Origin of the sequence: Anoxybacillus sp. FSL W8-1294 (assembly GCF_037965005.1) — a bacterium.
GTDB classification, from domain to species: domain Bacteria; phylum Bacillota; class Bacilli; order Bacillales; family Anoxybacillaceae; genus Anoxybacillus; species Anoxybacillus flavithermus_G.
This window is the reverse complement of sequence record NZ_CP150179.1, coordinates 2,224,816-2,237,689: the sequence shown is the minus strand read 5'-3', so window position 1 is coordinate 2,237,689 and position 12,874 is coordinate 2,224,816. Positions and strand designations below refer to the sequence as shown.

Below are 12,874 nucleotides of genomic sequence, written 5' to 3'. Positions count from 1 at the left end.
ATGGATATGAAAGGACAAAAACTTATTCGGCTTACGTTGTCGTATGCAGTCGTTTTGGTGATGACGATCATTATCGTCTATCCGCTTCTTTGGGTCGTCGGCTCGTCATTTAACCCAGGACAAAGTTTATCAAGCTCGAAAATGATTCCAGATAACGCAACGCTTGCCCATTATAAAAAGCTGTTTGATACGTCGCAAAGCGATTATCTCATTTGGTATTGGAACTCGTTAAAAATTGCGACATTGACGATGATTTTTTCCGTTATTTTAGTTAGCTTAACGGCGTATTCGTTTTCCCGTTACCGCTTCGTCGGGCGTCAAAACGGATTGATGACGTTTTTAATTTTGCAGATGATCCCAAACTTTGCGGCGCTTATTGCGATTTTCATTTTAGCGCTTTTAACGGGATTAGTTGATACGCATTTAGGGTTAATTCTCGTATACGTCGGCGGTGCCATTCCGATGAATACGTGGCTAATGAAAGGATATTTAGATACGATTCCGAAAGAGCTTGATGAATCGGCGAAAATTGACGGAGCAGGGCATTTGCGCATTTTCTTCCAAATCGTTTTGCCGCTTGCGAAGCCAATTATTGCGGTTGTGGCGCTCTTTACGTTTATCGCACCGTTTGGCGATTTCATTTTAGCGAGCGTGTTGCTTCGCAGCAAAGAAAAGTATACGCTTGCGGTCGGATTGTACGATTTAGTTGCAAAGCAGTTTGGTAGTGAATTTACGACGTTTGCGGCAGGTTCTGTATTAATTGCGGTGCCGATCGCCATTCTCTTCCTTTCATTCCAAAAGTATTTCGTTTCTGGCTTAACGGCAGGTGGAACAAAAGGATGAGAAACGAAAGGAAAGAATCGTTTAGGTTCTTTCCTTTCTTACTATTTCGAGATATATTAACAGAAGAAGCTTTGGAGTGAATGGAGAGTGAAATGAAATGAAACGTGTATTTCGCGCGCTACTTATTTTTGTTTTGTTGCTGTCCGTGACGGCGCCAGTAAGTGCGAAAACGGAGCGCACATGGCAAGATGAACGTATTTATTTTATTATGGTCGACCGTTTCAATAACGGCAATCCGAAAAATGATTATGAAGTGAACGTGCATGATCCGAAAGCGTATCATGGCGGTGATTTGCAAGGGGTTATTGACAAGCTTGACTACATAAAAGGAATGGGCTTTACAGCCATTTGGCTCACGCCGATTTTTGCGAACGAAAAAGGCGGGTATCACGGCTATTGGATTGAAGATTTTTACAAAGTGGAAGAACATTTCGGAACGCTCGATGATTTTAAACGGCTTGTGAAAGAAGCGCATAAGCGCGATATGAAAGTTATTTTAGATTTTGTTGTGAATCATACGGGGTACAATCATCCGTGGCTAAATGATCCGACGAAAAAAGATTGGTTTCATGAGAAAAAAGACATTTTCAATTGGGCCGATCAACAGGAAGTTGAAAACGGCTGGCTGTTTGGTCTTCCTGATTTAGCGCAAGAAAATCCGGAAGTGAAAGCGTATTTATTTGATGCGGCGAAGTGGTGGATTCAAGAAACGGATATTGACGGATATCGGTTAGATACGGTGAAACATGTACCAAAATCGTTTTGGGACGAGTTTTCCAAAGAAGTGAAATCGGTGAAAAAAGACTTTTTCCTTCTTGGAGAAGTGTGGCATGACGATCCGCGCTATGTTGCGGAATATGGCAAGCACGGCATCGATGCATTAATTGATTTTCCATTTTATAAAGAAGCATCAGCCATTTTTTCAAACGTCGATCAATCGCTTGAACCACTTTACAACGTATGGAAGCGAAACGAGGCGTTTTATGACCGTCCGTATTTACTTGGCACGTTTTTAGATAATCATGATACGGTTCGTTTTACACGTTTAGCCTTGCAAAATCGCATCAATCCGGTGACGCGTTTAAAACTTGGACTGACGTATTTGTTTAGTGCCCCAGGCATTCCGATTATGTATTACGGAACGGAAATCGCGCTTGATGGCGGAGAAGATCCGGATAATCGACGTTTAATGAATTTCCGCACGGATAAAGAGTTAATTGACTATGTGACAAAGCTCGGTGAATTGCGTGAAAAATTGCCGTCGCTTCGCCGCGGTGATTTTGAATTGTTGTATGAAAAAGACGGCATGGCACTTTTTAAACGAACGTACGAAAACGAAACAACAGTGATTGCGATTAACAATACGTCAAAAACGCAAAAAGTAACGCTCGATGACGAATTGGAACAAGGAAAAGAATTGCGTGGGTTGCTTGCGGGAGATTTAGTGCGCAGCAAGGACGGCAAGTACGATATCATTTTAGATCGTGAAACGGCGGAAATTTACGTGTTGGCGCCAAAAACAGGATTAAACATTCCGTTTATTGCGGCGCTTGTAGCGGTGTATGCTTCTTTTGGACTGTTTTTATATTTAGCGCGAAAACGGAAGCGATCATAACGATGGGAGGCGGCATGTATGCTAGAGGAGACGAGCTTTGCAATTCGGCCGACAAATGGGACGAATGAAATAGATGTGTGGCAATCGGTTGGCGATGTGCAAAAAATTGAAGAAAAAAAGCAAATATTTGCATTCACGTGCGAGAGGGCATCGGGTAAAATTCATTTTTACCGCGACGATATCGTTCGGATCACGATCGATCCATTTGCTCAAAAGTACGCTTCCGTTAGTCCAGCGGTCGTGGCAGCGCCAGAGAAAGTGACGATGCATGTGCAGGAAGTGGAAAATGGTTGGGAGCTGAAGACGAATGCGTTGACGGTCGTGATCGAACGACGCCCGTTTCGTATAACGGTTTATGATCGAGAAGGGAAGGTGCTTGTACACGATGTCGAGCCGGTTCGTTTTCAAGCGAAAGGGCGCATACGTTGTGCGCACGCCCTCGCTCCGACTGATGTCGTATACGGCTTAGGAGAAAAAACAGGAGTGTTAAATAAACGCGGAGCGGTATGGAAGATGTGGAATACAGATGTGTATGCTCCGCACAATTTAGAAACGGACCCGCTGTACCAGTCGCATCCGTATATGATGGTGTTAAAAGACGGACATGCACACGGCGTCTTTTTTGATCATACGTATGAAACGACGTTTGACTTGCGGTATGAATCGTTTTATACGTTCACGTCAGAAGGCGGTGCCCTCGACTATTACGTGTTTGCCGGCCCGCACCCAAAAGATGTGTTAGGGCAGTATACGCATCTCGTTGGTCGCATGCCGCTGCCGCCAAAGTGGGCGCTCGGTTATCACCAGTCGCGCTATAGTTATGAAACGGAGCAAGAAGTGCGTGAATTAATTGACACATTTCGCAAAAAACATATTCCGCTCGATGCGGTATATTTAGATATTCATTATATGGACGAATATCGTGTATTTACGTTCGATCAAAATCGGTTTCCACATCCGAAATCGCTCGTTCAATATGCGAGTGAACAAGGGGTTCGCATCGTTCCGATCGTTGATCCGGGCGTGAAAGTAGATGCAGAGTACGATACGTATCGCGATGGCGTGCAAAAAGATTATTTTTGTAAATATGCAGACGGAACGTTGTTTAAAGGAGACGTTTGGCCGGGGACGAGCGTGTTTCCTGACTTTTTGAAGAAAAAAGTGCGCAAATGGTGGGGCGAACAACATACGTTTTATACGGACATCGGCATCGAAGGCATTTGGAACGATATGAATGAGCCATCGGTATTTAACGAGACAAAAACGATCGATGAACAAGTCGTTCATGACGGATGGAAAACGCATCGTCAAGTGCATAACATATACGGAATGATGATGACGGAAGCGACGTACAACGGATTGAAAAAACAACTGAAAGGGAAGCGTCCGTTTGTGTTAACGCGCGCCGGTTTTTCGGGCATTCACCGATATGCTGCTGTGTGGACAGGAGACAACCGCAGTTTTTGGGAACATCTTGAACTATCTTTGCCGATGTGTTTAAATTTAGGATTATCTGCCGTTGCATTTTGTGGGGCGGATGTGGGCGGCTTCGCTCATGATGCTCATGGGGAATTGCTTGTTCGTTGGACGCAAGTCGGCGCTTTTTTCCCATATTTCCGCAATCATTGTGCGATTGGTTTCGCCCGTCAAGAACCGTGGGCGTTCGGTGAAACATATGAACAGATGGTGAAGCGATATATTGAGTTGCGCTACGAGTGGCTCCCACATTTGTACACGTTATGTTTTGAAGCATATCAAACAGGTGTGCCGATGATGCGTCCGCTCATGTTAGAATATTCGGACGATGCTGAGACGTGGAACATATCAGATCAATTTATGGTCGGCAATGAAGTTATGATCGCGCCGGTTATGCGTCCGCATACGTTCCATCGCCTCGTCTATTTTCCGAAAGGGCGTTGGATCGATTATTGGACGAAAGAAAAATTTGAAGGCGGCAGACGATATATTGTCGAAGCGCCGCTTGATCGGTTGCCGATATTTGTAAAAGAAGGGGCGATGATTGCCCGTGCCGAAGCAAAACAATCGACGTCCATTGCGGACGAACAGTTGACGTTGTATGTGTATACGATGGAAGAAGGAACATCATCATATACGTTATACGATGATGACGGCGCAACGTTTGCATATGAAAAAGGAGAGTATGTGAACATGCATATTCGTGTGGTATTTTCACACGATACCGTTCATTTTCACGTCGAGGCGGAAGGGACGTATCAGCCGCCGTGGCGTATGCGTGTCATGTTTGTTGGACATGTGCCGTCAACGGTCATAGTCAACGGTGAACAAAGATTTGTCGATGAAGCGACAAACTCGTTTGTTTTGTAAGAGATGGGGGATTTTTATGACAGTAACGATTAAAGATGTAGCGAAACGAGCAAACGTGGCACCATCGACTGTTTCACGCGTCATTGCTGACAGTCCGCGCATTAGTGAAAAGACGAAGAAAAAAGTGCGCGAAGCGATGAAAGAGCTCGGCTATCATCCGAATTTTATCGCCCGCAGTTTAGCAAATAAATCGACGCAAGTGATCGGCTTAATTATGCCAAGCTCAGCCGATAAAGCGTTTCAAAACCCGTTTTTCCCAGAAGTCATTCGCGGCATTAGCAAAGCGGTGCATGATCGGCAATATGCGTTGCAGTTGTCGACAGGGGAGACGGAAGCGGAAATTTATGAAGGCGTCGTCCATATGGTGCAAGGAAAACGCGTCGATGGGGTGATTTTGCTGTATTCGCGAGCGAACGATAAAATTATGGCGTATTTACAAAAAGAAGACGTGCCGTTTGTCGTCATCGGTAAACCGCATAAAAAAGCGGAGCAAATTACGCACGTGGATAACGATAACGTTCGCGCTGCGCGCGAGGCGACAGAATATTTAATTGAGCTCGGTCATGAGCGCATCGCGTTTGTTGGAGGAAATGTAAATCTCATCGTGACGATGGATCGTTTGCTCGGATATGAAAAAGCATTGAAATCGGCTAGTCTTCCGTATCGAAAAGATTACATCGTGCATGAAGAATTTTTAAAAGAAGGCGGCCAAGAGGCGATGAAAGGGTTGCTTTCATTGAAAGAACCGCCGACTGCGCTCGTTGTCGCCGACGATTTGATGGCGCTCGGTGTGTTAAATACGCTTGCGGAAATGGGGCTAAGCGTACCAGCCGATTTGTCGATCGTGAGCTTTAACAACGTGCTTTTATCAGAAATTTCCCGTCCGCCATTAACATCGGTAGACATTAACATTTTCCAGCTCGGCTTTGAAGCAGCAAGAAATTTAATTCAACAAATCGAAAACCCGAATGAGCCAATTAAACGCATCATTATTCCGCATACGCTCGTCAAACGGTTTTCGTGCGATTATTACAAAGCATCTTCTGAATAGGAAGGTGCTCTTTTTTTATAAACAGGCTAGGCGAGAAGAAAAAAATGGTGTATTATATTCTTAACATTCACGCTCTTTGAAAAAATATATACGATGAGCAAGTACGGTGCATACGTCCGTATGCTTAAAAGGGAAGAACGGTGCAAAGCCGTCGCGGTACCCGCCACTGTGATGGGGAGTTTCGTTGCAATATGCCACTGATTTTTGGGAAGGCGCAACGAAATGATGAACCTAAGCCAGGAGACCTGCCTGCTTGCGATACGTCGGCTACCTACGGGAATATAGGTGGACGTGCGGGAACGATGGACGTTATATATGCTTAGTGACGTATGCTCTATTTTTTGAATCTTTCGTTTTTTCTGCACCTCTGCCTAGGGGTGCTTTTTTATTTTGAAAAAAGGGGCGACATATATGGCAACATGGAATTTACAAGGAACGACACATCACGTGCTTATTTGCAACGGAGGAAGCTGCATGAGAAAAGGAGGGGAAGAGGTGACGCAAGCGATTCGCGATGAAATTGATCGGTTGCAGTTACATGGGCGCGTTCATACGACGCGTACACGATGCAACGGTCGCTGCGAAGATGCATGTGTCGTCATCGTTTATCCAGAAGGTGTTTGGTATCGTACGATTGATGAACAAATAGGGAGGGACATTGTACGCAATCATGTACGTGACGGGAACATATTGCGCGATTACGTCACGTATACGTATGAACATACAGGATTTGTTATGCCCGAACATAGCGTTGCGACAAGGGGGAAAGAAAAATGAAGCGAAACGCATGGTGGATCGTTTGTACATGCTTGACTGTCTACGTTTTATTTGCGCTTTCACCTTCAGTATATGCGATGCACATTATGGAAGGATTTTTACCTTGGCATTGGGCGCTCGTTTGGTGGTTGTTATTTTTGCCATTTTTCTTCGTCGGTTTACGGACGATGACGCGCATCGTAAAACAACAGCCGGAAATGAAAATGTTGCTTGCGCTAGCGACCGCATTTACATTCGTTCTTTCCGCTTTAAAAATTCCATCTGTCACAGGAAGCAGCTCGCATCCGACAGGGACAGGCCTCGGTGCGCTGTTATTTGGGCCGTTCGTCATGACGGTCATCGGTACGGCTGTGTTAATGTTTCAAGCATTATTGCTTGCGCATGGTGGATTGACAACGCTCGGTGCAAATGCGTTTTCGATGGCGGTTATCGGTCCGTTTGTAGCGTACGTGTCGTTTGTTGCATGCCAAAAGCTTCGCATTTCGATGCGCCTTTCTGTTTTTGTGGCGGCGATGTTTGCCAATTTAGCTACGTATGTGATGACATCGATACAACTTGCGCTAGCATTTCCAGACGCAACAGGCGGGGTATGGGGGGCGTTCTTAAAGTTTGCTTCCATTTTTGCTTTCACTCAAATACCGCTTGCAATTACCGAAGGGCTTCTGACTGTTGTTGTATGGAATTTTTTACATACGTACACGAAACAAGAATTAAATATATTGCAACAGAAAGGGGCGTCTGCTAAATGAACAATCGACTATTGCTTTTCCTTGCCGCACTTTTGAGCGTTTTGCCGCTCGTCGTTGTAAAACATACGGAGTTTGCTGGGGCAGATGCGCTTGCGGAGGAGATGATTCAACAACTTGCGCCCAATTATGAACCGTGGTTCGATGTTTTTTTTGAACCGCCCGGCGGGGAAGTAGAAACGTTGCTATTTTCATTGCAGGCGGCAATTGGAGCGGGAGTGATTGGCTACATTATCGGCTTGTATAGAGGGCGAAAACGAAATGGTTAGCTGGCTTGATGAATGGGCGTATCGCAATCGGCTTGCGAAACTTCGGGCGACATTTAAACTGACATTTTCATTTATTTTGCTTATATGGGCGATGATTGGAACGAATGTCGGTCGGCTGCTTACGATCGGATGGATGCTCACTTGGCTCATTGTTTATGCGCGCTTACCGTGGCGTGCTTGCTTACGTGTTTGTTTACTTTTTTCGCTCGTCATTCTTTGGAGTAGCGCACCGCTTCTTCTTTCATTTGATGGTGATGTTGTGGACGTTTCCTATGTAGGTACGATTTGTTTACGAGCGTTTACATGCTCGCTCGTTCTCTTTTTTCTTGCCGCAACAACGCCATTTTTTCGCTTGGCATGCGCACTACAAACATTGCGCATCCCGCGTGTACTAATAGAGCTTCTATTGTTAACGTATCGTTTCATTTTCATGTTGGAAAAGGCAGCAAGGGAGCTGTTTGTTACGGTGCGCGTGAGACAAGGGGAACGAAATTGGCAGATCGCTTCACTTGCTGTTGCACAATTGTTACGCCACACATTGCATCAGTATGAGGAGATGGTCATTGCGCAACGAGCGCGCCACGTCTCTTTTACAGTTCCGCGGTGCACGGACGAGCAATTGCCAAAAAGGTATGTCATTGAAGCATCGCTTGGCATCGTTGTTTTACTCATCGTGGAGGGATTATATGTTGCAGTTTCATGATGTTCACTATACGTATCGAAACGGTGCGCACGTCTTAAAAGGAGTATCACTTACGATCGAACGCGGAAAAAAATATGCGTTGATCGGAAAAAACGGTTGTGGAAAAACAACATGGTTGCTTCATACAAACGGCATTTATCGCCCAACAAAAGGGGAGGTGTATTGGGAAGGAAAACGTGTAAAGGAACATTTACGTCAACATGTCGGCGTCGTTTTTCAAAATCCAGAACATCAATTTTTAGCACCAACGATTGAGGAAGAGCTTGCGCTTAGTTTGCAAGGGAATAGCGAACGGATCGAACGAGCGATAAAAACATTTTCGCTTGCTGAATGGCGAGACGTGCCCATTCATCATCTCAGTCTCGGACAAAAAAAGTGGTTGTCGCTCGCTGTAGCGATGGCCTCTCAACCGGAGTTGCTTATTGTCGATGAGCCAGCTGCTTATTTAGATGCTGCACAGAGCGAGCGCCTCATCATGAAACTAAATGAGTGGCACGAAGCAGGTACGACGCTCGTTGTCATCACTCATGATTTTGATTTCGTATGGCAATGGGCAGACGAAGTGTTTGTCATGCATGATGGACGCATCGTTTTGCACGGTACACCTGCGTTTATATTTTCACAAGCGGATATTTTTCACCAGCTTCGTTTGCCGCTTCCTCTTCTTTTACGCATATGGATGAAGGAAAATAAGCCGTGTACAGAACAACAACTGTTTGAATGGATCGAACGATGGAAAAAGGGGTGAAAACATAATGGGAAAATTGTTTGTTGTCGGTTTTGGCCCAGGAAGTGTTGGCCATATGACGAAACGGGCGCGTGAAGCGATTGAAGAAAGCGATGTTATCGTTGGTTATAAAACGTATGTCGATTTAATTAAAGACATCATTCGTGGAAAAGAAGTGATTAGCACAGGGATGACGGAAGAGGTGAGTCGAGCACAAGAAGCTGTAAAGCAGGCAGAACGCGGAAAAAACGTCGCTGTCATCTCGAGCGGAGATGCCGGACTGTACGGTATGGCTGGGCTTGTTTACGAGGTGTTAATTGAAAACGGGTGGCATAAGGAAACAGGGATTGAAGTGGAAGTCATTCCAGGCATTTCAGCCATTCATTCTTGTGCCGCTTTGTTAGGGGCGCCGATTATGCATGACGCATGCACGATTAGTTTAAGCGACCATTTAACACCGTGGCATGTGATCGCAAAAAGAATTGAAGCGGCAGCTGCGGCAGATTTTGTCATTGCGCTATACAATCCAAAAAGCGGCCGCCGCACACAACAAATTGTCGAAGCGCAGCGTATTTTATTGACGTATCGTTCGCCACATACACCAGTTGGTCTTGTAAAAAGCGCGTACCGCGAACGACAACATATTGTATTAACAAGTTTAGGAGACATGTTAGAGCACGACATCGGTATGTTAACGACCGTTATTATCGGGAACTCTTCCACATTTGTTTACGATGGACTGATGATTACACCTCGTGGTTATGAACGGAAATATAAGCTAGCGAACGCTGTTCAACCGTTAAAGCCACATGAACGGTTGCGACCAGAGGCGGAACCGTGGTCACTCGCAAACGTGCGCGCGATTGCCGAAGAAGCGTACGAAAAAGTGAGTGCTCCAAAACAGATAGAAAGATTAGAAATAGCCATTAGTCCAGGGGTGACAAATAAAACGTTAACAACGAAACAAATGATAGACATTGCACGCATCGTTGGTGAAAAAGGAACGATTACGTACACACCAGATCATTATCTTAAAGTGACGATGGAAACGGAGCGACCAGACGAAGTTGTTCGTGAGCTTTTAGAAGCTGGTTTAACCGTCGCCCCAACAGGAAATGTATTTGTTATGAAAGCATGTGATTTTTGTGACGGAGAGAAAAAAGATGCTATTCCTTATGCAGAGCAATTATACGAACAATTTGGTGGGATGGAATTGCCAAAAGAATTGCGGCTCGGATTTAACGGGTGTGGCATGGCTTGTTATGGCGCTGTCCATGAAGATATTGGCATCGTCTATCGGAAAGGAGCATTTGATTTATTTTTAGGTGGAAAAACGGTAGGGAGAAATGCTCATCCGGGACAGCTTGTTGCTGAAGGTATTCATCCTGATCAGTTGATTGAAACGATCACTCGTATCATTAGGCAATATAAAGAGGAAGGATATGCGAATGAACGTTTCCATAAATTTTTTGAACGAAAAAAAGAAGTCGGCGGCTTTGTTTACGGTGAAACGTTAAAAACAGAGCCAGCAGCGTGTGGGGAGTGATGAAAATGAAGGCGATTTTATTTGTTGGGCATGGAAGCCGCGATGAAGAAGGAAACGAGCAAGTTCGCCAGTTTGTTCAAATGCTTCGTCCGCAAATCGATAAAACGTTTTATGTGCATACATGTTTTTTAGAATTTGGTGTGCCATCTGTTATAGACGGTATTGTCCATTGTGTAGAAAAAGGGGCAACGGACGTTATTGTTATTCCAATCATTTTACTGCCAGCTGGTCATTCGAAGTTGCATATTCCGGCAGCGATTGATGAGGCAAAAGAACGTTACCCGTACGTCTCATTTACGTACGGACGACCGCTCGGTATTCACGACGCCACGTTTACGATTTTAAACGACCGTCTGCAAGAAGCAGGGATTGTTATGGATGGGCAGACAGCGATCATTTTGCTTGGGCGCGGTGGGAGCGATCCAGATGCCAATAGCGATTTGTATAAAATTGCTCGCTTATTTTGGGAGCGAAATAAACAGACGATTGTAGAACCGGCGTTTATGGGGGTGACGAATCCGTCATTAGATGAGGCCATCGACAGATGTATCAAACTCGGTGCGAAAAGAATTGTGATTTTGCCGTACTTTTTATTTACGGGCGTATTAATCAAACGGTTAGAAAAGCGAGTTTCCGAGTTTCAAAGCACATACTCGGACATTTCGTTTGTGCTTGCGCATTATTTTGGATTTCATCCATCGCTACAGACGATTGTGCTCGATCGGTTGCAAGAAGCAATAAGCAATTCGGTTCGTATGAATTGTGATACGTGTCAATATCGGCTTCATGTCGCTGAACATCATCACCATCATCACCATCACGATCATTGAGGTGAAGCACATGATTATGATGTTATCAGGAACAAGCGATGCGAGACAGTTAGCGCTAGCTATTCGCGATGCGGGATATGACATATTTGCGACCGTCGTTACCGAACATGCGGCAGAGCAGATGGCTCATGTCGGCATTCATGCGCACGTCGGACGATTAACAGCGTCACAAATGATTGCGCTCATGAACGAACATAAAGTTAAGGCGATCGTTGACGCGAGCCATCCGTTCGCAGAAGAAGCATCGCGTCAAGCGATACAAGCAGCAGAAAAAGCAAATGTCCCGTACATTCGCTATGAGCGAAAAGAAAGCGTGATTGCGTATGAGCGCGTTACATTTGTCGATAGCTATGAAGCGGCGGCACAGTATGCAGCAAAAAAAAGAGGAGTCATTATGCTTACGACAGGGAGTAAAACGTTGCATATTTTTGCTGAAAAGCTACTTCCGCTTCCTGGCGTTCGCTTAATCGCCCGCATGTTGCCAACAAAAGACAATATGGAAAAGTGCGAACAATTGGGCTTTCCACAAGAAAACATTATTGCGATGCAAGGCCCGTTTACGAAACAGTTAGATGTTGCACTTATGAAACACTTCGGAGTGACGCTTCTTGTAACGAAAGAAAGCGGACGGGTTGGCTTCGTTGATGAAAAAATTGCTGCGGCGCAAGAACTCGGTATTGAATCAGTCGTCATTCGCCGCCCAAAACTTGCTTATCCAAACGTGTACAATGAGTTTTCCGACATCATTCGCGCACTTGAGCGCGAGATAAAAAAGGAGGAAAAGTAAATGTTTCGTCCAATAACTGTGCAACCAGAACAAATTGAGCAAAAAAGCTTTCAAATCATTGATGAAGAAATAGGGGAGCATACGTTTTCCGAAGAGCAATATGCTGTTGTTCAACGTGTGATTCATGCGAGCGCGGACTTTGAATTAGGGAAAAGTTTGTTGTTTCATCCGCGAGCGGTTGAAGCAGGAGTGGCTGCGATTCGTGCGGGGAAAAAGATTGTGGCTGATGTACAAATGGTGCAAGTTGGAATTAATAAAGCGCGTATTGAAAAATATGGTGGGAGCGTTCATGTATACATTTCTGATGAAGATGTGATGAAGGAAGCGAAACGGTTAAATACGACGCGTGCGATTGTTGCGATGCGCAAAGCGGTGAAAGAAGCCGATGGAGGCATTTTCGCTATTGGAAACGCTCCTACAGCTCTACTAGAACTCATTCGACTAGTGAAAGAAGGGGAAGCACGCCCAAGTCTCATTATCGGGTTACCCGTCGGATTTGTCTCAGCAGCAGAATCAAAAGAAGAATTGGCGAAATTGGATGTTCCGTTTATCACAAATATCGGGAGAAAGGGAGGGAGTACGGTAACTGTCGCCGCATTAAATGCGTTGTCCATTTTAGCGGAGCGAGAATAAG

General features: G+C 45.0%; 13 protein-coding genes and 1 riboswitch. All 13 genes read left to right on the top strand.

Annotated elements, in window-relative coordinates:
• The 13 genes from NSQ23_RS11935 (at window position 1) to NSQ23_RS11875 (ending at window position 12,873) form a co-directional block, all read left to right on the top strand.
• A complete protein-coding gene (locus NSQ23_RS11935; protein WP_339170904.1) occupies window positions 1–843 on the top strand; it encodes a sugar ABC transporter permease in 843 nt (280 codons plus the stop codon).
• A gap of 97 nt (window positions 844–940) precedes the next feature.
• A complete protein-coding gene (locus NSQ23_RS11930; RefSeq protein WP_339170903.1) occupies window positions 941–2,458 on the top strand; it encodes an alpha-amylase family glycosyl hydrolase in 1,518 nt (505 codons plus the stop codon).
• A gap of 18 nt (window positions 2,459–2,476) precedes the next feature.
• Entirely contained in the window at window positions 2,477–4,804 is a 2,328-nt protein-coding gene (locus NSQ23_RS11925) for a glycoside hydrolase family 31 protein (protein ID WP_339170902.1), read from the top strand.
• A 16-nt stretch (window positions 4,805–4,820) separates the two neighbouring features.
• Window positions 4,821–5,855: a LacI family DNA-binding transcriptional regulator gene (locus NSQ23_RS11920; protein WP_004891954.1), complete on the top strand. Its 1,035-nt coding sequence runs from the start codon at window positions 4,821–4,823 to the stop codon at window positions 5,853–5,855.
• Window positions 5,856–5,937: 82 nt separating this feature from the next.
• Window positions 5,938–6,123: riboswitch (cobalamin riboswitch) on the top strand.
• Window positions 6,124–6,266: 143 nt separating this feature from the next.
• Entirely contained in the window at window positions 6,267–6,632 is a 366-nt protein-coding gene (locus NSQ23_RS11915; protein ID WP_003395475.1) for a (2Fe-2S) ferredoxin domain-containing protein, read from the top strand.
• A complete protein-coding gene (locus tag NSQ23_RS11910) occupies window positions 6,629–7,381 on the top strand; it encodes an energy-coupling factor ABC transporter permease (protein WP_091702092.1) in 753 nt (250 codons plus the stop codon). The genes NSQ23_RS11915 and NSQ23_RS11910 overlap by 4 nt, the downstream gene beginning before the upstream one ends.
• Window positions 7,378–7,647, top strand: a complete 270-nt coding sequence (locus NSQ23_RS11905) for an energy-coupling factor ABC transporter substrate-binding protein (RefSeq protein ID WP_339170900.1) — start codon at window positions 7,378–7,380, stop codon at window positions 7,645–7,647. The genes NSQ23_RS11910 and NSQ23_RS11905 overlap by 4 nt, the downstream gene beginning before the upstream one ends.
• Entirely contained in the window at window positions 7,640–8,350 is a 711-nt protein-coding gene (locus NSQ23_RS11900; protein WP_339170899.1) for a CbiQ family ECF transporter T component, read from the top strand. Before NSQ23_RS11905 ends, NSQ23_RS11900 begins: the two co-directional genes overlap by 8 nt.
• Window positions 8,334–9,098, top strand: a complete 765-nt coding sequence (locus tag NSQ23_RS11895) for an ABC transporter ATP-binding protein (RefSeq protein ID WP_339170898.1) — start codon at window positions 8,334–8,336, stop codon at window positions 9,096–9,098. The genes NSQ23_RS11900 and NSQ23_RS11895 overlap by 17 nt, the downstream gene beginning before the upstream one ends.
• A 4-nt stretch (window positions 9,099–9,102) precedes the next feature.
• Complete coding sequence (gene cobJ / locus NSQ23_RS11890; RefSeq protein WP_339174409.1) at window positions 9,103–10,623, top strand: precorrin-3B C(17)-methyltransferase; 1,521 nt, start codon at window positions 9,103–9,105, stop codon at window positions 10,621–10,623.
• Window positions 10,624–10,628: 5 nt separating this feature from the next.
• Window positions 10,629–11,453, top strand: coding sequence for a sirohydrochlorin chelatase (locus tag NSQ23_RS11885; RefSeq protein ID WP_339170897.1), 825 nt, complete (start codon window positions 10,629–10,631; stop codon window positions 11,451–11,453).
• Between the two features lie 10 nt (window positions 11,454–11,463).
• Window positions 11,464–12,240: a precorrin-6A reductase gene (gene cobK / locus NSQ23_RS11880; protein ID WP_339170896.1), complete on the top strand. Its 777-nt coding sequence runs from the start codon at window positions 11,464–11,466 to the stop codon at window positions 12,238–12,240.
• A complete protein-coding gene (locus tag NSQ23_RS11875) occupies window positions 12,241–12,873 on the top strand; it encodes a precorrin-8X methylmutase (protein ID WP_339170894.1) in 633 nt (210 codons plus the stop codon).
• Window position 12,874: the final 1 nt, after the last annotated feature.